Origin of the sequence: Comamonas sp. UBA7840 (genome assembly GCF_002501455.1) — a bacterium.
In the GTDB taxonomy this organism is placed as follows: Bacteria; Pseudomonadota; Gammaproteobacteria; order Burkholderiales; family Burkholderiaceae_C; genus Comamonas; species Comamonas jiangduensis.
Genome location: NZ_DLTI01000034.1, coordinates 143,998 through 162,315 on the forward strand (window position 1 = coordinate 143,998; position 18,318 = coordinate 162,315).

The 18,318-nt window shown below is 59.6% G+C and carries 17 protein-coding genes and 1 tRNA gene; 9 read left to right on the plus strand and 9 right to left on the minus strand.

Going from position 1 to position 18,318, the window contains the following annotated elements:
• Positions 1-12: 12 nt before the first annotated feature.
• Positions 13-2,304, plus strand: a complete 2,292-nt coding sequence (locus tag B3R00_RS13905; RefSeq protein WP_286999510.1) for a CHASE2 and HATPase_c domain-containing protein — start codon at positions 13-15, stop codon at positions 2,302-2,304.
• Between the two features lie 87 nt (positions 2,305-2,391).
• On the opposite strand, the gene B3R00_RS13910 is transcribed toward B3R00_RS13905, so the two are convergent.
• Positions 2,392-2,468, minus strand: a tRNA-Arg gene (locus B3R00_RS13910).
• Positions 2,469-2,662: 194 nt separating this feature from the next.
• Here B3R00_RS13910 and B3R00_RS13915 point away from each other — a divergent pair.
• Entirely contained in the window at positions 2,663-3,679 is a 1,017-nt protein-coding gene (locus B3R00_RS13915; RefSeq protein ID WP_286999511.1) for a DNA/RNA non-specific endonuclease, read from the plus strand.
• A gap of 108 nt (positions 3,680-3,787) precedes the next feature.
• Here the strand turns inward: B3R00_RS13915 and B3R00_RS13920 are convergent, their stop codons facing one another.
• The gene (locus tag B3R00_RS13920) at positions 3,788-4,309 is read right to left on the minus strand and encodes a hypothetical protein (protein WP_174862858.1); all 522 of its coding nucleotides are present in this window, start codon (positions 4,307-4,309) and stop codon (positions 3,788-3,790) included.
• Positions 4,310-4,505: 196 nt separating this feature from the next.
• Positions 4,506-5,327 carry a TOBE domain-containing protein gene (locus B3R00_RS13925; protein ID WP_286999512.1) on the minus strand — a complete coding sequence of 274 codons (822 nt, stop codon included), beginning with the start codon at positions 5,325-5,327 and terminating at the stop codon, positions 4,506-4,508.
• Positions 5,328-5,403: 76 nt separating this feature from the next.
• On the opposite strand from B3R00_RS13925, the gene modA reads away from it, so the two are divergent.
• The 6 genes from modA to miaB all read left to right on the plus strand — a co-directional run bounded on the left by modA (position 5,404) and on the right by miaB (position 11,121).
• Positions 5,404-6,159, plus strand: a complete 756-nt coding sequence (gene modA, locus B3R00_RS13930) for a molybdate ABC transporter substrate-binding protein (protein ID WP_286999513.1) — start codon at positions 5,404-5,406, stop codon at positions 6,157-6,159.
• 108 nt (positions 6,160-6,267) lie between these two features.
• A complete protein-coding gene (gene modB / locus B3R00_RS13935; protein ID WP_286999527.1) occupies positions 6,268-6,954 on the plus strand; it encodes a molybdate ABC transporter permease subunit in 687 nt (228 codons plus the stop codon).
• Between the two features lie 9 nt (positions 6,955-6,963).
• Positions 6,964-8,046 carry a molybdenum ABC transporter ATP-binding protein gene (modC, locus tag B3R00_RS13940; protein ID WP_286999514.1) on the plus strand — a complete coding sequence of 361 codons (1,083 nt, stop codon included), beginning with the start codon at positions 6,964-6,966 and terminating at the stop codon, positions 8,044-8,046.
• 260 nt (positions 8,047-8,306) lie between these two features.
• Positions 8,307-9,194, plus strand: a complete 888-nt coding sequence (fdhD, locus tag B3R00_RS13945) for a formate dehydrogenase accessory sulfurtransferase FdhD (protein WP_286999515.1) — start codon at positions 8,307-8,309, stop codon at positions 9,192-9,194.
• Positions 9,195-9,275: 81 nt separating this feature from the next.
• A complete protein-coding gene (locus tag B3R00_RS13950; RefSeq protein ID WP_286999516.1) occupies positions 9,276-9,653 on the plus strand; it encodes a hypothetical protein in 378 nt (125 codons plus the stop codon).
• Positions 9,654-9,792: 139 nt separating this feature from the next.
• On the plus strand, positions 9,793-11,121 hold the full coding sequence (gene miaB, locus B3R00_RS13955) for a tRNA (N6-isopentenyl adenosine(37)-C2)-methylthiotransferase MiaB (RefSeq protein WP_286999517.1): 1,329 nt from the start codon (positions 9,793-9,795) through the stop codon (positions 11,119-11,121).
• Positions 11,122-11,185: 64 nt separating this feature from the next.
• Here miaB and B3R00_RS13960 read toward each other — a convergent pair whose 3' ends face one another.
• Both B3R00_RS13960 and msrP read right to left on the minus strand, forming a co-directional pair.
• Positions 11,186-11,803: a sulfite oxidase heme-binding subunit YedZ gene (locus B3R00_RS13960; protein ID WP_286999518.1), complete on the minus strand. Its 618-nt coding sequence runs from the start codon at positions 11,801-11,803 to the stop codon at positions 11,186-11,188.
• Between the two features lie 9 nt (positions 11,804-11,812).
• Entirely contained in the window at positions 11,813-12,793 is a 981-nt protein-coding gene (gene msrP / locus B3R00_RS13965; RefSeq protein ID WP_286999519.1) for a protein-methionine-sulfoxide reductase catalytic subunit MsrP, read from the minus strand.
• A gap of 741 nt (positions 12,794-13,534) precedes the next feature.
• On the opposite strand from msrP, the gene B3R00_RS13970 reads away from it, so the two are divergent.
• Positions 13,535-13,798 (plus strand): hypothetical protein, encoded by a 264-nt coding sequence (locus B3R00_RS13970; RefSeq protein ID WP_286999521.1) that lies wholly within the window; start codon positions 13,535-13,537, stop codon positions 13,796-13,798.
• A gap of 288 nt (positions 13,799-14,086) precedes the next feature.
• On the opposite strand, the gene B3R00_RS13975 is transcribed toward B3R00_RS13970, so the two are convergent.
• The 4 genes from B3R00_RS13975 to B3R00_RS13990 form a co-directional block, all read right to left on the minus strand.
• Complete coding sequence (locus B3R00_RS13975) at positions 14,087-15,262, minus strand: type II secretion system protein GspD (RefSeq protein WP_286999522.1); 1,176 nt, start codon at positions 15,260-15,262, stop codon at positions 14,087-14,089.
• A gap of 179 nt (positions 15,263-15,441) precedes the next feature.
• Positions 15,442-16,509 (minus strand): zonular occludens toxin domain-containing protein, encoded by a 1,068-nt coding sequence (locus B3R00_RS13980; protein ID WP_286999523.1) that lies wholly within the window; start codon positions 16,507-16,509, stop codon positions 15,442-15,444.
• 3 nt (positions 16,510-16,512) lie between these two features.
• Positions 16,513-16,800 (minus strand): DUF2523 family protein, encoded by a 288-nt coding sequence (locus B3R00_RS13985; RefSeq protein WP_286999524.1) that lies wholly within the window; start codon positions 16,798-16,800, stop codon positions 16,513-16,515.
• Positions 16,801-16,810: 10 nt separating this feature from the next.
• Positions 16,811-18,172 (minus strand): hypothetical protein, encoded by a 1,362-nt coding sequence (locus B3R00_RS13990; protein ID WP_286999525.1) that lies wholly within the window; start codon positions 18,170-18,172, stop codon positions 16,811-16,813.
• Between the last annotated feature and the right edge of the window lie 146 nt (positions 18,173-18,318).

An 18,318-nucleotide genomic window follows, 5' to 3' on the forward strand; every position in this document is an offset into this window, starting at 1 on the left:
CACCCCCTGCGCATGCAACGTTCACTGTCTCTGGAGTGGCTCTGCATGGCCTCCGCCTTGCTGGCACTGACACTGTGGCTGTCTGGGCCGCAGCAGCTCGTGCGTGCCAACCTGTGGTTGCAAGACCTGTCACTGCGCCTGCACCAGCCTCCAGCCTCCCCCGACGTGGTGCTAGTTCTGGTGGATGAGCGCAGCCTGGCCAGCATTGGCCGCTGGCCCTGGCGCCGTGCTTTGCATGCCCATGTGATCCAGCACATCAACGCGGGGCAGCCCCAATCCATCGGGCTGGATTTTTTGCTGGCAGAGCCTGATCTCGACTACCCCGAAGACGATCTGGTGCTGGCCGAAAGCATGGCCCACAGCGGCCGCGTGGTACTTCCCGTGGTACGCGGCCTGGACGAGCACAGCGCCACCTTGCCACTGCCACTCTTTACCCAAGCCGCTGCGCGCCTGGGCCATGTGCATGTGCCACTGGACGAAGATGGCGGTGTGCGCCGCTTTTATGCCCGCGAAGGCCTGGGCCCCCAGCCGTGGTTGTATCTGGGGCTGTCCATGCTCTGCGTGACGGCGCCTGAGCGGCCAGATTGCCAGGCCACGCAGCACAAAGCCCCCGCCGAACCCGCACCCTGGCAACGCCAGGGACTGACGCACATTGCTTTGGCCCAAGGCCAGCCGCCATTTGCCATGTACGCCTACATCGATGTGTTGCGCGGCCAGATTCCTGCCTCGGCCTTTCGCAACAAACATGTGGTCATTGGCACGGCCGCCGCAGGCATGGGCACGGCGCTGGCTACGCCAAGCGGCCCCGACACCGCATCCGCCTACCACGCGCAGCTGCTGGGCCACATCCTCAGCGGTGCACAGCAAAACCAGCACACCACCAGCGCCAGCCTATGGGCCAACCGCTGGTTGAACATGGTGCCTGTCGCCCTGGGTTTGGTGGCACTGTGGGTGCTGGGCCCCTCGGCAGCCTTGCTCACCTGTGCAGGGCTGGCGCTGCTGACCTTGCTGGTTCACATGGCCGCGCCTGCGCTGTGGCACACCAGCTTTAGCCCCGCCGCCGCACTGCTTGCGCTGACGCTGGCCTACCCGCTGTGGAGCTGGCGCCGCCTGAACGCGGCCGCCCGCTTTTTGAACCAGGAGATGCAAGGGCTGCGCCTGCAGGGCCTGGGCACCCCCAGCCCGGCCGCCATCAGCGGTGACTTTTTGCAGCACCGCATTGCGGCAGTGGAACAAGCCTCCCAGCAATTGCGCCAGCTGCACCAGTTTGTGACCGAGACCTTGCTGCAACTGCCATCGCCCACCCTGGCCTGCAACCCGCAGGGAGCCATTGTGCTGGCCAACAGCGCCGCGCACCGCTATGCGCACAGCCTGGGCCGCACGCTGCAAGTGCAGCAGCCGATTGCAGACTTGCTGGAGGGCGCCATGGAGCGCGGCAGCCTGCTGCCCCTGTGGGACCGCAATGCACCACCACCGCTGACACAAACCATCCAGCGCGAAGGCATGGATGTGCGCCAAAACAGCCTGCTCATGCTGGCGCAGCCCTTTACCGTGACAGGGGAGAGGGGCTGGCTTGTCAGCTTGGTCGACATCAGCGCTTTGCGCCAGGCCATGGCACAGCGCGACCAGGCCATGCACTTTATCTCGCACGACATCCGCGCCCCTATCAGCGCCATCCTGACGGTCATCGAGATGGAGCAGCACTTTGGCGAACAACGCAGTGACACCCTATCCCCCCCCTTGCTGGAGCGCATCCAGCGCTACGCCCGCAGCGGCCTAGCACTGGCCGACGACTTTGTGCACCTTGCACGCGCCCAAAACACCACCGCACAGCGTGCCCCTGTGGAGCTGGGCGCCATCATTGACCAAGCGCTGGATGACACCTGGGCGGCGGCACATGAACGCTTGATAGAGCTGGACTGGATGCCCCAGGAAGAAGAAGCCTGGGTGCTGGGCGATGCCAGCATGCTGCGCCGCGCGTGTGTGAACCTGCTGAGCAATGCCATCAAATACGGCCCCATCGAAGGCACGGTATCTTGCAGCTTGGCGCTGGAAGGCAGTGACTGGTGCATCACCGTGCGCGATCAAGGCGAAGGCATCAGCCCCAGCGAGCAAGAGCGGCTGTTTGCGCCTTTCACCCGCCAAGCCCAGCATGAAAGCAGCAGCACTCCTGGTATCGGCTTGGGTTTAGCCTATGTACATACCGTGGCCGTGCAGCACGGCGGCAGCATTCACGTGCACAGCACAGTAGGCCACGGCACCAGCTTTACGCTGCGCCTGCCCCAGGCCAGCACTGCGGCCTGATACCCAGCGCTCAGCCTCGCACCGGGCTGATAAGGGCGGCACCAACGAAAAAGCCTCAGAACTTTGCAGTTCTGAGGCTTGTCGTTTTGGTGCGGCTGGCAGGAATCGAACCCACGACCCCTTGGTTCGTAGCCAAGTACTCTATCCAGCTGAGCTACAGCCGCGTAAGCCATGATTATAGGCACGTTTTTGGAATGCTTTTTCCAAAACCATGAAATTCCTTGAATTCTTGAGCGGCATGGCGAATACCACTGTACTCCCATACAGTTTTTAGCCATCAAAAGCACTCCCAAGCCTTAGAATTCGAGCGTTGCATGCTATCGGCCTACTAGCAGACAGCGGCCCCATTGCATGTTCCATGGCTACGCGTAAGAAGAAATCTCCCCCTCCTGTGACTTGGCTGCGCCGACTGCGCCAGCGCCTGACCAGCCGTATGGCTTGCTTTGTCTGTGGTGCGATTTTTGGCAATGCCATTTTGAGTCAGCCCATCCAGCCGCTGAATCTGATTCTGGAGCCGCCAGAAAACATGCTCAGCGCGGCATCTCGCCAGTGGCTGGATGCGCTGCGAGCGGGGATTCGCTCACTCAGCACCACCTTCACCGGCACCGCCGTGCAAGTGCTGCGCGAGCAAGCGACCGAGCTCATGCCTGCTGCCGCACCACCGGCCACGCCCCCTACCACCGCCCCCCAAGGCGAATTCGCAGCCTGTGCCGACCAGTTCCCCGCGCAGCGCCCGCTGCAAGTCTCCGCCATCAGCATGCAATGGGCACCGCTGGCCCTGTGCTCCGATGCTTTTGCCGTGCTGTACTCCGGGCTTACCAAAACCCCCATGGTAGTGGTCGAAAAGCTCAGCCGTTCGCGCCTGCTCCAGGCGGCCAGCATTGCGCGCAGCGACCAGTTCTACGCCGACAGCCGCATTCCGCAGGCATGGCGCGCCACTTTGAGTGACTACCAAAGTAGCGGCTTTGACCGGGGACACCTGTCCGCCGCCGCCAACCAGCCTTCGCAGGCTGCCATGGCGCAATCGTTTGCCCTGAGCAATATGGTGCCCCAAGACCCGACGCACAACCGCAAGCTGTGGTCCAAACTGGAGGCAGACACCCGCAAGTACGCGCTGCGCGCTGCTGGCAATGTGTATGTATTTTCCGGCCCCCTGCACGAAGGCAGCACCCAAACCGTGGGAAGCAACGCAGTGTGGATACCCAGCCACTTGTTCAAGCTGGTCTACGACGAAGCCGGGCAACGCGCCTGGGCCTACGTCTTGCCCAACCGGGCCGATGCCCAGATCACCCGCCCCATGGACTATGCCAGTTTTGTGCAGCGCACACGCTGGTCCTTGCTGGACGGTTTGCCGGTGACAGGCAGCTTGCGATAAAGCCCATGCAAAGGCTTGCAGGCACAAAAAAGCGCCTCGGTAGAGGCGCTTTTTAATAAGAATCCGGGGAAAGTAGCACGCTTGCGTCTGCAGCCTTTGGGAGCTGGCTTATGCCGCACCGCCTTGCAACTCCTGCGCGCTGCGGATGCGCACATGCATCCAAAACCCGCGGGGCTCCCCTTGTTTGACCAACCGCGTTTCCAGTTTGATGCGATTGAGCAGCGGCGTTGGAATTTCATACAGCGATGGGGTGCGCAAGATGGCTTCCTGGGAAGGCATCTTCCAGTATTGGTCGTAGCCCGCGTGGTAGGCCACGGCTTCGCACAAGCCCGCGCGGCGCAAATCTTCGGTCATCTTGCCGGTCAGCTCTTCGCCCTCGGCCACCCCCAGATCTGGCACCAGCAGCAAACGCTGGGTGGCAGGCTGTACGTGCAACCAGATCATGGACGGGCCTTCCAGCCCCTTTTCCACCACCACAGGTTCAGATGCAGATTCCGCGCCTTCACGGCCCATAAAGCGTGAACGCTTGCCGTCGCCCTCTGGCTCTGGGCTGGGTGTTTTGGCAGGCGCAGGGGCCGCAGCCTCTTCGTTGCCTGTCAATGTCGAAATCAACCGATCAAAAATGCTCACTGCGTTTTTTCTTTCAGATCAGCCTGTGAAGTACAGGCACTCACCACTCCATCAAAGTACTTATTGTGGCAAAAAGCCAGCGTCTTTGGCTTTTTCAAGGCCGCGATAACCTTGACCTTGCTACCCTTCTTTTTGCAATTGGACACTATCACCGCCAATATGACTTAGAGGCTTGATATTGATCAACGTCCACCGCCTACGGCGCCAGGGCCAGCACCACCGCAGATTCCGGCATGTGCACCCGCACTTTGCGCCCAGCACGCAAACCACTGCCTGGCACCGCAAAGCCCACCCACTGCACGCCGGCCGCCATGTGTACCGCCACCTCGTCGCCAATCGCACCCTGGGTGACGCGTGTAGCCTTGCCCGGCAAGGTGTTGCCAGCATGGCCTGCAATCGATGACGCCGCATTTTCGGCCACCACCTGCACCGCGGTGGCTTTGCACATGGCCAGCACCGCCATGCCCGCTTGCAAACCGAGCAACTGCGCACTTTCTGCGGTGATGCGGGCCGTCAGCAGCACATCACCATGCAGGCTTTGCACCTGCACCAAGGCCAGCGGCCCCGCCACTTCAACCTGCTGCACCACACAAGGCCACTGGTTGCGCATGCTGGTTTGAATACCCAGCCGCTGCACGGCCGCTGCGGGGCTGTGTGCTTGCAGCTGCTGCATGATGGCACCACGCGCCAGCGCCATGGCCTGCGCGGCGCGCAGCAATTCCTGCCCTGCCGCTGTCAATGTGGCCCCGCCGCCGCCAGCGCCACCCACCGATTTGACCACCACCGGCACGCCCGCCAAATTGCTCAAGGTGTCAATTGCCTGCCACGCGGCCTTGTAGCTCACGCCCACCGCGCGCGCAGCTTGCGAGATGGAGCCACATTCACCCAGCGCACGCAGCACCTGCAGACGCCGGTCGGACAGACTGTTGCCCAAGGCCTGCATCAAAGCGGGTTGCGCGGGTGCGGCGGCGGAGGGGCCAGTGACGGGCGATAAAGAATCAGGATGTGCTTGAGCCATGCCTACATCATGCCGCTATTCACCCAAGGGGTAGCGCTGTGGCTATACTTCGCTATTCACAAAAGGAATAGCGAATATGTGCATACCGTCTTACTTCCGTGTCTCTTTGATCACTGCAGCCTTTTGGGCCGGTGCTGCACATGCCGACACCATCTCGGTGGCCGTGGCCTCCAACTTCACCGCTCCGATGCAAAAGATTGCGGCCGAATTCGCCAAGGACACGGGCCATAAGGCCGTGCTGTCGTTCGGCGCCACTGGCAAGTTCTATGCGCAAATCAACCACGGCGCACCGTTTGGCGTGCTGCTGGCCGCCGACGACACCACGCCCGCCAAGATCGCCAGCGAGGGCAAGGGCGTGGCCGCCTCGCGCTTCACCTATGCCGTGGGCAAGCTGGTGCTGTGGAGCAAGCAGGACGGCTACGTCGACGCCCAGGGCGCGGTGCTCAAGACCGGTAAATTCCAGCACGTGGCGATTGCCAACCCTAAGCTGGCACCCTACGGCCTGGCTGCGGAGCAGACGCTGACCCAGCTGGGCCTGCTGGAGCAGATCAAGCCCAAGTTCGTGCAGGGTGAAAACATCGGCCAGACTTATCAGTTCGCCGCCACCGGCAACGCCGAGCTGGGCTTCGTGGCCCTGTCGCAGGTGATGGAAGACGGCAAAATCAAGTCCGGCTCGGCCTGGCTGGTGCCTGAAGCCATGCATGACCCCATCCGCCAGGATGCGATTATTTTGAACAATGCCAAAGACAACGCCGCCGCCAAGGCGCTGATGGATTACCTCCAAGGCGACAAGGCGCGCGCCATCATCAGCGCGTACGGCTACGCTTTTTGAAGCGCTTTGCGCTTGACTGGTAAGCACTTCAGCATGTTTTGATGCTGAAGCGTCTGTTTTACCTTCGCAAGCAGCTCACTTTTTAAGATTAAAGGCCATACCTTGAGCATGCTTTCCGCTGAAGACTGGGTCGCTATTAGCCTCACGCTGAAGCTGGCCAGCGTCACCACGGTGCTGCTGCTCGTGCTGTGCACCCCGCTGGCCTGGTGGCTGGCCCACACGCCTTCGCGCTGGAAGGGACCGATCGGCGCCGTCGTGGCACTGCCCCTGGTGCTGCCGCCCACGGTGATCGGCTTTTACCTGCTGGTCACCATGGGGCCCCACGGCCCCATCGGTCAGTTCACGCAATGGCTGGGGCTGGGGCGGCTGCCCTTCACCTTCGCCGGCCTGGTGGTCGGATCGCTGATCTACTCGCTGCCGTTTGCCGTGCAGCCGCTGCAACGGGCATTTGAAAACTTGGGCCAGCGCCCGCTGGAAGTGGCCGCCACCCTGGGTGCCAGCAAGCTGGACACCTTCTTCAGCGTGGTGCTGCCCCTGGCGCGCCCCGGCTTCATCACTGCCGCCGTGCTCAGCTTTGCGCACACCGTGGGCGAGTTTGGCGTGGTGCTTATGATTGGCGGCAACATCCCGGGCGTGACCCGCGTGGTGTCCGTGCAAATTTACGACCACGTGGAGGCCTTGGAATACGCCCAGGCCCACTGGCTGGCAGGTGGCATGGTGGCCTTTGCCTTTGGGGTGCTGGTGCTGCTGCACTGGCTGCAACCCCGCGCGCACCGCAACAGCTCTCCTTTGTAAGCGCCCGCCATGCACCCACGCACCATCTCCGCCCGCCTGCAACTGCAACGTGCCGACTTCACGCTGGACGTGGATTTGCAGTTCCCCGGCCAAGGCATTACCGCGCTGTTCGGGCCTTCGGGCTGCGGCAAGACCACCTGCCTGCGCAGCATTGCCGGGCTGGAGCGTGCGCGCGGCAACGTCACCGTCAACGGCCACGTCTGGCAAGACGATGCCCAGCAGCATTGGGTGCCCACGCACCAGCGCGGCCTGGGTTATGTGTTCCAGGAAGCCAGCCTGTTCCCGCACCTGAGCGTGCACGACAACATCCACTACGGTCTGCGCCGCACCCCCAGCGCGCGCCGCATAGTTGCACTGGAGCCGCTGCTGGAGCTGCTGGGCATCACCGCGTTGCTCGATCGCCAGCCCGCCACCCTGTCCGGCGGCGAACGCCAGCGTGTGGCCATCGCCCGCGCCCTTGCTACCAGCCCCCGCGTGCTGTTGATGGACGAGCCGCTGTCCGCGCTGGATGCCCAGCGCAAAGCCGAAGTGCTGCCGTACCTGGACAAGCTGCAGGCCCACCTGGACATTCCCGTGCTTTACGTCAGCCACGCGCTGGACGAGGTGGCACGTCTGGCCAGCCACCTGGTGCTACTGCGCGAAGGGCACGTGCTGGCCCATGGAGCGACGGCCAGCATGCTGGCGCGCCTGGATTTGCCGCTGACGGAGGGCGATACGGCGACCACCATCCTCACCGCCACGGTCACCGCGCACGACGCCGCCACCCACCTGAGCACCCTCGCTTTTGATGGCGGCGTGCTGCACCTCATCAACGCCCAGCCGCCCGCCTTGGGCAGCCAACGCCGCCTGCGCATTCAGGCACGCGATGTCAGCCTGAGCCTGCAGCCCCCGCAGCACAGCAGCATCCTCAACAGCCTGCCGGTCACGGTGCAGTCCGTGCGTGCAGACAGCCCCGGCTACGCCATGGTGGCCCTGCGCACGGGCAGCGCCACGCTGCTGGCGCGCATCAGCCAGCACTCTGCGCAGCAGCTGAACATTCAGGCGCAGCAGCCGGTTTTTATCCAGGTCAAAAGTGTGGCGCTGCTAGATTGACCGACACCCACCACCCGCAGCCTGGCTAGGCATCGGCATGGCCGTCTCTCTGCAGGGGGACAGCAGAGCCATCGCTACCCACCACGCCCTCACACACCTTTGCTAAAAAAGGAGCTGCTAGCGCTTGGATCAAGGGGGCTTGCACAACAAAAGATGTTGAAGCCAAGCATTGACCTGCGCTGGCAGCTCCTCTTTCCTGGCAAGCACCTGTACTACCCGCACGCACGCGGTGGCTGCTGCACTGCGGGGATAATCGCCTCATGACGTCTTCTGCTGCCGACACCTGCGCGCTCTCTGCCGCCCCCCGCATCGCTGCGCTGCACACGCAGTCAGTGCAGTGGCACCACGCCGAGCGCGGCGTACAGATGCAAGAGCGCGTGCTGGCCAGCGAGGTGCCGATTGCCCTGGTGTTCAACGGCATCGCTCACGCCGTGATGATGGGCACACCGCTGGATTTGGAAGATTTCGCCGTCGGCTTTGCGCTGAGCGAAGGCATTATTGACAGCGCCGCCGACTGTTATGGCGTGGAAGTAACGCCCGTGGCCGCTGCCGCCGCAGGCCTGCCCACCGGCATGGATGGCATGGAAGTGCAGCTGGAGATTGCGTCACGCTGCTTTGCCCGCCTGAAAGACCACCGCCGCAGCATGAGCGGGCGCACCGGCTGCGGCGTGTGCGGCGTGGAAAGCTTTGCCGCACTGGATTTGTCGTTTGATGCCCTGCCCGCACGCGATTGGCTGGCCCGGGTGGATTTGCCTACCGTGCTCCAGGTCATCAACAACCTACCCCCTCTGCAACGGCTCAACGCCCAGGCCGGGGCCATCCACGCCGCAGGCTGGGCCACGCTGGACGGGCAAGTCCACGACGTGGTGGAAGACGTGGGCCGCCACAACGCCCTGGATAAATTGCTGGGCCGCCTGGCCCGCACGGGCCGCCTGGCCGATCCCGGTTTTGTGGTGCTCTCCAGCCGCGGCAGCCATGAGCTGGTGCGCAAATGCGCCAAGCTGGGCATTGGCGCGCTGGCCACCATTTCGGCCCCCACCGCCATGGGCGTGCGCATGGCCGAACTCACCGGTTTGCGCTTTTGGGGCCTATGCCGCCCACCCCAAGCCACGCTGTATGCAGCAGGGGCAGGCCTGACGCTGACTTGACAGCGCCGGAACCCGAGCAGCCCGCCCCGTCACCCCGTCTTGCGTAGAATACGGCGCTCTGTCAGCCCCTGGATGAACACCATGAATCGCTGCTTGCTTTCTTCTTTGGTCGCCGCGCCCCTGCTCGCCGCAGCGATGACCTGCGCCGCCCAAACCACCTTGCCGCAAGTGCAAACGGCCGTGACCGCCCCCAAAGTCGGTCAACGCCCCTTTCCCAGCCATGCGCAGTTTGGCATTTTGCGTATCGACCAAGTGCCCAACGCCCAGATCAATGGGCAAGCCATTCGCACAGCCCCCGGTTTTCGTCTCTTCAGCCCTGACAACAAATTGATTTTTGCCCACACGGTGCAAAGCCAGGAACTGAAGGTGGCCTACGTGCTCGAAGCCAGCACCCAATGGCTGCTGACGGCCTGGATCCTCACCCCCGAGGAACTGGCCTCTTTCAAAGCCAAGCGCTAAAGCATTGCGCCGCGTACGTTGACACGCGCCCCGCCAAGGCGCTCTTATTTTTACCCCCATACCGCCCGCCCTGCTTGCCTGGGCGGCCGTTTTTACTTGAAAGCACAGCCGCATTCCGCGCTGCTGTGCGGTGACTACCATGAGCAAAAAAGTATTTATCAAAACCTTCGGCTGCCAGATGAACGAGTACGACTCGGACAAGATGGCCGACGTGCTGGGCGCCGCCCAAGGCTATGAAGCCACGCAAAACATGGAAGAAGCCGACCTGATTTTGTTCAACACCTGCTCGGTGCGCGAGAAAGCGCAAGAGAAGGTGTTCAGTGACCTGGGCCGCATCAAGCACCTCAAAGAAAAAGGCGTGCTGATTGGCGTGGGCGGCTGTGTGGCCAGCCAGGAGGGCGATGAAATCATCAAGCGCGCACCCTATGTGGACGTGGTGTTTGGCCCCCAGACCCTGCACCGCCTGCCCGAGCTGCTGAATGCCCGCGCTGCCAAGGCCAAGCCCCAGGTGGACATCTCCTTCCCCGAGATCGAGAAGTTTGACCACCTGCCGCCCGCGCGCGTGGAAGGCGCCTCGGCCTTTGTCTCCATCATGGAAGGCTGCTCCAAATACTGCAGCTACTGCGTGGTGCCCTACACGCGCGGCGAGGAAGTCAGCCGCCCGTTTGAAGACGTGCTGGTGGAAGTGGCCGGCCTGGCCGACCAGGGTGTGAAGGAAGTCACACTGCTGGGCCAGAACGTGAACGCCTACCAGGGCAAGATGGGCGACACCGCCGAAATTTGCGACTTTGCCCTGCTGCTGGAATACGTGGCCGAAATCCCCGGCATAGAGCGCATCCGCTACACCACCAGCCACCCCAACGAGTTCACGCCGCGCCTGATCGAGGCCTACGCCAAGATTCCTAAGCTGGTCAGCCACCTGCACCTGCCCGTGCAGCATGGCAGCGACAAGATCTTGATGGCCATGAAGCGCGGGTATACCGCTATGGAATATAAGAGCACGGTGCGCAAGCTGCGCGCCATCCGCCCTGATATGGCGATGAGCTCGGACTTCATCGTGGGCTTCCCTGGTGAGACCGAGGAAGACTTCCAGAAAATGATGAAGCTCATCCACGATGTGCGCTTTGACAACAGCTTCAGCTTTATCTTCAGCCCCCGCCCCGGGACACCGGCTGCCAACCTGCATGACGACACGCCGCACGAGGTGAAGCTGCGCCGCCTGCAAGAGCTGCAAGCCGTGATCAACCAGAACATCAAGGACATCAGCTTGGAGCGCGTGGGCACCGTGCAAAAAATCTTGGTCGAAGGCTTGAGCAAACGCGACAACGGTGAGTTGATGGGCCGCACCGAGTGCAACCGCGTGGTCAACTTCCCCGGCAACGAGCGCCTGATTGGTCAGCTGGTGGATGTCAAGATCACCGAAGCCATGACCTACACCCTGCGCGGTGAAGTTGCCATCCAAGGCTAAGCCATGCTGTAGCAGCCGGGCCTCACCTGCACAGGTGGGGCCCGTGCCTGCAGCACCCACAAGGCTACGCGCTGGGTTTATTTTGCTGCGCTTTTTGATAGCGGAAGACCACCCGTGCCAGCAGCAGCGCTGCCACTATCGCCAGGTAAACACCTACCTCCGCCAGATTGTTTTTGCCTGCGCGCATCCACCAAAAGTGCAGCACAGCCAACGCAGCTGCAGCGTACACCGCGCGGTGCAGCGCCTGCCAGCGCTTGCCCCCCAGCCGCCTGATCAGCGTGGGGATCGAGGTAATGGCCAGCACCAGCAAAATCAGCCAGGCCAGTGTGCCCACCAAGATGAAAGGCCGCTGGGCCAAATCATCCAGCACCGCTGCCCAGTCCAAGCCCATATCCAGCAGCACATAGCACACCCAGTGCAAGCTGGCGTAGGCAAACGCATACAGGCCCAGCATGCGGCGGTATCCTGCCAACCAGCGCCAGCGCAACCACACGCGCAGCGGCGTAACCGCCAACACCAGGCACACAAAACGCATAGCCCACAAACCCAGCGCGCGCAGCAAAGCCTCCGCAGGATTGGCCCCCAAACCATCCGTGCCTACCAAATACCCCAACCAGAGCGCAGGCAGCAGGCACAAGCCGTGCAGTGCTATGCGTTGCAGGCTTTTTCCAGAAAACGGCATACCTATCATTCAGAAGTTCTTGCGCAAATCCATGCCCGCATACAGCTGCGCCACCTGTTCCTCGTACCCGTTGAACAGCTGGGTTTTGCGCTTGGGTGCCAGCAAGCCACCCTCACCAATACGGCGCTCGTTGGCCTGGCTCCAGCGAGGGTGCGGCACCTCTGGATTCACGTTGGAATAAAAGCCATATTCATTGCGTGCGGCCTTGTTCCAGGCCGTGCGTGGCTCACTTTCCACCAAGCGAATCGCAACAATGCTCTTGGGACTTTTAAAGCCGTATTTCCAAGGCACCATGACACGCACCGGAGCACCATTTTGTTTGGGCAGCTCATGGCCGTACATGCCAAAAGTGAGCAGTGTCAACGGATGCATCGCCTCGTCCAAGCGTAGACCTTCTGTATAAGGCCAACTCAACACCGCACGGCGCAACCCTGGCATGGACTGCGGATCGGCCAGCGTGACGAACTCCACATACTTCGCACTACCCTGGGGCTCCACCTGAGCCAGCAGTTTGGAGAGCGAGTAACCGACCCAAGGAATCACCATCGACCAGCCTTCCACACAACGCAGCCGGTAAATACGCTCCTCTTGCGCACTGAGCTTTTGCAGCGCGTCCAGATCCAAGGTTTGGGGTTTGTTCACCAACCCTTCCACACGTACCGTCCAAGGCCGCACCGGCATGACCTGCGCATTGCGCGCTGGGTCTTCTTTGCCCAGTCCAAATTCGTAGAAATTGTTGTAGCTTGAAGCATCTGCAAACGGTGTGAGCTTGTCCGTTGCTCGCGCACCTGACACCGTCGATGCCACTGCCGACACCGGCTTGAGCCCCGCAAAGGCACTGTTTTCTGCCCATGCTGCACCCGATGCCAAAGCCACGCCACTGGCAGCCCCCCATCGCAAAAATTCACGCCGCTGCAAATACGCGGCTTCTGGGGTGATTTCGCTGCTGTGGGGATGGATAAAACCCGATGCGCCAGTTTGAATCAACATATTGAGGTCCTTGAATCAGGTGCGCCTAAAAGTTTTGCGCCATCTTCATGAGGAGTCACACACTACTGCCGAAGTTCCCCGCCTCCCCCGTGCTGCTGATGTACCAATACTGCCCGCATGGAAAAATGTTCCATATACCCTGCAGCACCTCCATCAAGCACCGGAAGCCCCGAAGCCCCGAAGCCCCGAAGCCCCGAAGCCCCGAAGCCCCGAAGCCCAAGCTACCCGACAAAAAAAGCCTGCTACGCAAAACGAAGCAGGCTTTCCTTTATTTGACTGGTAGGGCGTGACAGACTTGAACTGTCGACCAAAGGATTATGAGTCTCAGCCAATAGGCAGCATTAGATCCACTTCCCCCATCAAATCAAGCAGTTAGAAGGAGTAAAAGCAGCTCTATCCCAGCTCTATCCCGCATCCATGTTGACAGTTGGTTGCCACGTTTCATCAACTAAGAATCGTGAACACAGATCCTTGTAGGCCCCCTAACCCACTTTTCGTGTCACGGAATAGTCAGCAATGTTCATCGCAACCTTCTATCCAAAATTCCCTGACTCACTGAACCCCCAGTCACCAAAATATATTTAACAAAAAATGGCCTGATATCAGCGATTGCACCATTTTTATTAAGAAATTTGATCCAAGAAGCAGTTTTCCGATAGATCGAATTGCTTCCAGCCGTATAAGTATTGGAATATCGGCTCAAAAGGCTTCGTACTTAGCATATAACGGAGTAAAGCAAACATGGCACAGATGAGCAGTATTTCGGTGATAGTCGATAGCGATCTAAAGCAGTGCTTTTTTGCGACCGCGCATGAACATGGATGCAGCGGCACAGCCCTAATTCGCGCTTTTATGCAAGCTTTCGCTGACGGTAGCCGTGACTTGGACAGCCTGCAGGATCAGGTCCACGCAGATCTCGAACACCCAGCGCAGGTGAATACGCCAACAGCCGCATTCCAACTCGTGCGCCGGATCGCAAACGAGATGCTTACCGTCAACCGATGAACAACCAGTTGCCTTTTCTAAAGTATCTGTCTTCCTGGACGCGCAACATGCAACAGCTCTGCGCAAGCTAGGCATCACGCGGACAAGCCCCATGCTTTGCAAGAGCTGCGGAAAGCCACAATTCCCAGGAATCCGGGCACTGGATGCATCAGGTGCTGATATCAGAGGCGATGCCCCGCCCCCAGGTTCGGCGGCTGATCAAGCCACCATCAATGGTGGTACGAGAGGTTCTTTAGTTAGGGTACGCTAAATCTGTCTTGCGTATCTGAGCAAACTCGACTAGGCCGACTATTTCACACGCTGCGCCTGCAGTACAAGCAAGATCTCAGCACCAGACGCTTCATGGCCTCGGGTGTGCAAGAAGTCGGGCAAGAATGAAAACCCATCGCGACTGGTAGAGGTCTTGTCTTCAGCAAGGCCTCCCAGCACTATCACATCGCCATCCTGTAAACCCACCGTGGTCTTCAGCTCTCGCTTGGTCAACGTCGGACTATTGTTCACTCCAGTGGTGGTCTTAATGAAGTCTGAAAGCTGCTGACTGATCGCCATTTCAATCACGCAATCGCGCACCGTGGGCCTAATATCGAAGATCACGCCTGAGCTACGGTATTCGACTGACTGCACGGCCTGGCCGGCTCCTTGTGGAAACGACAGCGCCCCCAGCACAGGCACCTCCTGGCCGACAGAAAAAATGCCACGCGCACCCGACTGGATACGCAGCGATGGTGACGAAATCACTTTGAAGCGGCTATCCGTCTCCAACATGGAATACACAGCATCGAGCGCTGTATTTTTGAGCTGAATGAAGTTGCCCAGGTTACCTGCAGCCGAGCCGATACCTAGATTGAGCTTGCCACCTAAAAGGTTCGCTAACAGTCCAAAAGCCGAGCCAGATTTGTCGGTACGACTGACCTCGTAGACCAGTCCACGCACAAGCACTTCACCGGTAGCCACATAGATCTGTGGCAGCAGCTCTTGTAACTTCTCTATCTCGGGCTGGTTCCCAGAGAACAGCAGCACGTCAGCATCCTGGTCGATCAATGCGGCGGCCGAACCGTTGGGCACATCCCCCTCAGGCATGGACTGACCCGAGGCCCGAATGCTGCGATTGACAGAAAACGCACCTTTGAACAACGGAGCCAGCACACGCGCCAGGTAGGCCACATCGCGGTATTGCGGCCGATAGAGGTGCAAACGTGCTTCTGGCATCGGAGCCTCTTCGGTCTTGCGCTTTCGCACAAAATCCACGCCTCCCTTGCGCTCCACGGTGTAGCCCAAGCTTTCAAGAAAGCCACTCACAAAGGTTTGCAGATCACCTTGCCCATGCTTGTAGCGGAAGGACACCAATCGGGTATCGCCCAACACCTCGGGATCAAGCACATAGGGCGTGCTCATGACCTCTCCATAGAGCAGCTGCAGCACCTCGGACACATTCGCACCCTGTAGATCGAAGCTGGCAGCCATGGGCGCGGCCTGTGCAGGCAGGGTCAGTGATATAGCGAGGCATGCAGCTGCAAGGTATTGGCGCATGCGCCTTCCGGCAGCAAGCCCCTGCAGCTCTCGCGTAGTAATAGCACTACGACTATTACCGCGTCCTGAATGGTGACAGTTCACCAGCCTGGCCAGGTTCAATTTGTTGCTAATCATTCCTGCCTCTTCCGACTTGAAGGAGCGCTACCGCTCCACGCTGTCACTCTCTGCCCGTCCACCTCGCCCACCATCACCGCGCCGGTATTCACGAAGGCCGATGGATGTTCCAGACGAATGCGACCGCCTTGGCTTTCGATAACCACGAAATGCTTGCCCTGGGCCTGAAATGTGCCAACCAAACGCCAGACGTTGGAAACTTGAGCTCCATTTGGTTGCGCTGAATTTGTCTTGAGGCTGCTGTCCGGAGCAGCCTGTGGGAGCGCTGAAACTATCTTGCTGGGTTCGCTTTTTCCATCTCCCGCCTTGGCCCGCGTACCATTGAAAAATCCCAGAATGGTGTAAACGCCCCAGCCGAACAGCACCACCACACCCACGGCCAGCAACCACAGCTTGGGGTTGCGCAGTACGTTCTGGCGGCTGTCCACCTGAAGCTCTTTACCCGTGCCTCCGGTGTAGCTGCTGTACAGCGGAAATATCTCGGTGTCGTAGCGCTTGTTCTCGACCGACACCCGCCCTTTGGCAGTGAGCTTGTAGCCTTCCCACATCTCGACGCGGTAGGTCTTTTGCCAGCCCAACGTCTTGATCTTGGTGGTGCGAAACGTGACCTCGACGACCACGCGCAATGTGCGGTGCAGGTCGGTGATGTCCTGCACCATCAGCACCAGGTCACAGCAAACCTTGGTATCGGGGTGCACAAAGTGCCTGTGCTCACGGAAGAACACCTTGTGCTCCTGCAACAGCTTGCAGTCGGTGCCCCAGAAGCGCCAAGCCTCGTCAATGCAGATGATGTCGCCTGGCTTGCAGAAGGTATCCACGTCCTGGCCATGTGGCAAAAAGCTGGCTTTGGGCACATCGTCGTTGGTGCAATGCACGACCTCGCCAAGCTGTTCCATAGGCACACTGAATTTGTCTTGGCAGTAAGCCCGTATGGCATCGCTATCGATGCCATCCACATTGGTGACCACGCGACGCCCTGCTTTGACGGCAGGGACAATCACCGAGGACACGCATTCATAGGATTTTCCCGAACCCATCAGGCCGGTGTAGGTGTTGATGGGCATGGCTTACCCAATCACTGGCATGCGACGGATGATGAAGCGTGTGGCGTAGGCCGACACCAGAGCAGAGATGCCCATGGGCAGCTGGAAAGCATCAAGAAAAAACCAGGTGCCTGTCGTGATGCTAGACAGCGCACCATTCATAGAGCTGGCATTCGGCAGCAAGGCGGCGATAAAGCCCACGAACTCGCTGGTAACGAAGTACAGTCCAAAAAAAAGCGCGAACTTGACTAGCAGCGAACGAAATACCCAGGCCAGGACGGAATTGAGGGCTGAAAGCAGGATGCCAAACATAGCTCGCCCTTCACGCTGACAACACGATGAACAAAGCCATCGCCGCCCAGGCAAAGGCCATGGCCAGCTGTAGCACCTGCTTGTTGTCCTCGATCAGCATGCAATGGGCATCGAGCACATGGGTGCCATACAGCTCGATAGTGGCCCTTGGACAGACTCCAGCTTGGCCGCTAGCCTGGAAACCTCGCAGGTCAGGAGCTAGTTGCAAGATGGGATCAATGATCTGCTGAGCAGTAGGTGTTGCTTCTAAAACAGGAGCACCAATCCCAGGGTCTGCGCCCAAATTCGTTTCAGGGCTAGATGCAGCAGGGTTTGTAGTTCCTGCATTCGGTATAACCGGCTGGATGACAGGAGCTTTAGGATTCGAAGGAATTGCCCAAGGGTTTGGATTCGTGGTCGATGGTGGATTAGGAGCAACAAAGTCCTGAACCGTAGGTGCAAGTTCTGGATTAGCTTGCAACCAGGGTTGCACATCTACTGCAGTCACAGGGTTTGACACTTGGTAGGGAAGTCCGTCATACCCAGGCTGACTTGCAGCCTCCTGCCAAGCACGATCTGTTAATGCAGCAATGATTTGGGGGTTCAACCCTTTTCCTAGTTCACTGCTTGGAAGCGCATTCACAGCCTGTTGCGGTGTTTGCCCAATGACGGTTGGTGCTCCAGTTGGTGCAGTGAATCCATATGGTGAACAAAGGCCAGCTACCCAAAATGATCCTTTGGGACATGCTCCTGGTGGGCCATCTGCAATCAATGTGGAAATAGAATTTCCGCAAATTGCTGACTTGCCACCTGCAGCAAAAGAGCAAGAAGGGGTATTGGGCGTGAATCCATTCACAGAACGATAGCTAGCCTCTGCCTGGCGCGCGACGGCAAATCCATCGCCACCCCAAATCTCTTCAGTTGTTGATTTCGTTACCCATTGCTTTGCACGCCATGCTGGAACGCCTGGAAGAATTCCAGCAGATGTGTCTTTATCTAATTCATTGCCTGATTGGTCAATCTTTCCATCCGTGCGAAACAGCCAATTCACAGCGGCGTCTACAGCAAGGCCAACTGCATAGGAAATAACCGCACCAACACCGATAGCTATTGCTCCAGTAACCCAGCCCGGGGCCGTAACTGCGCCAACGGTGATAACGGCTGCACTTCCTGCTATTCCTTGTAATGCAGGAGACATTCGAGCTAAGGTATTTGCAACTCTTGGATCATTAGCTGCAAAACCACGTTTTGCCATGACATCGGCCATAGTTCCAGAGATAGCACGATTGACATTGTCCGGTTGAGGAGATGGCAGCGCCTGCGACCAAGCAAACATAGGCAGACCAAACAGAACAAAAGCTATTAGAAGGAGCAGCTGCTTGAAGATCGTCATTCCAGGCCCTTTATGAGCGCCCAAGCACAAACAATGCCCCAGGCGAAAATGAACAGATACCAAAGTGAAGTCATATGAGAAATCAATTCAAGCGGGTTGATCAGGCCCGCCCGAAACGCTTTAGATACGGTCTATGACTGGCGTCA

Bases quoted from the DNA above. Each gene is read 5' to 3' on its own strand.
- B3R00_RS13905 (WP_286999510.1), top strand. From the start codon at position 13: ATGCAACGTTCACTGTCTCTGGAGTGGCTCTGCATGGCCTCCGCCTTG.
- modA (WP_286999513.1), top strand. From the start codon at position 5,404: ATGTGCATACCGTCTTACTTCCGTGTCTCTTTGATCACTGCAGCCTTT.
- B3R00_RS13950 (WP_286999516.1), top strand. From the start codon at position 9,276: ATGAATCGCTGCTTGCTTTCTTCTTTGGTCGCCGCGCCCCTGCTCGCC.
- B3R00_RS13990 (WP_286999525.1), bottom strand. From the start codon at position 18,172: ATGACGATCTTCAAGCAGCTGCTCCTTCTAATAGCTTTTGTTCTGTTT.
- B3R00_RS13975 (WP_286999522.1), bottom strand. From the start codon at position 15,262: ATGGCTGCCAGCTTCGATCTACAGGGTGCGAATGTGTCCGAGGTGCTG.
- B3R00_RS13970 (WP_286999521.1), top strand. From the start codon at position 13,535: ATGGCACAGATGAGCAGTATTTCGGTGATAGTCGATAGCGATCTAAAG.
- miaB (WP_286999517.1), top strand. From the start codon at position 9,793: ATGAGCAAAAAAGTATTTATCAAAACCTTCGGCTGCCAGATGAACGAG.
- B3R00_RS13985 (WP_286999524.1), bottom strand. From the start codon at position 16,800: ATGTTTGGCATCCTGCTTTCAGCCCTCAATTCCGTCCTGGCCTGGGTA.
- fdhD (WP_286999515.1), top strand. From the start codon at position 8,307: ATGACGTCTTCTGCTGCCGACACCTGCGCGCTCTCTGCCGCCCCCCGC.
- modC (WP_286999514.1), top strand. From the start codon at position 6,964: ATGCACCCACGCACCATCTCCGCCCGCCTGCAACTGCAACGTGCCGAC.
- B3R00_RS13980 (WP_286999523.1), bottom strand. From the start codon at position 16,509: ATGCCCATCAACACCTACACCGGCCTGATGGGTTCGGGAAAATCCTAT.
- msrP (WP_286999519.1), bottom strand. From the start codon at position 12,793: ATGTTGATTCAAACTGGCGCATCGGGTTTTATCCATCCCCACAGCAGC.
- B3R00_RS13960 (WP_286999518.1), bottom strand. From the start codon at position 11,803: ATGCCGTTTTCTGGAAAAAGCCTGCAACGCATAGCACTGCACGGCTTG.
- B3R00_RS13925 (WP_286999512.1), bottom strand. From the start codon at position 5,327: ATGGCTCAAGCACATCCTGATTCTTTATCGCCCGTCACTGGCCCCTCC.
- modB (WP_286999527.1), top strand. From the start codon at position 6,268: ATGCTTTCCGCTGAAGACTGGGTCGCTATTAGCCTCACGCTGAAGCTG.
- B3R00_RS13915 (WP_286999511.1), top strand. From the start codon at position 2,663: ATGGCTACGCGTAAGAAGAAATCTCCCCCTCCTGTGACTTGGCTGCGC.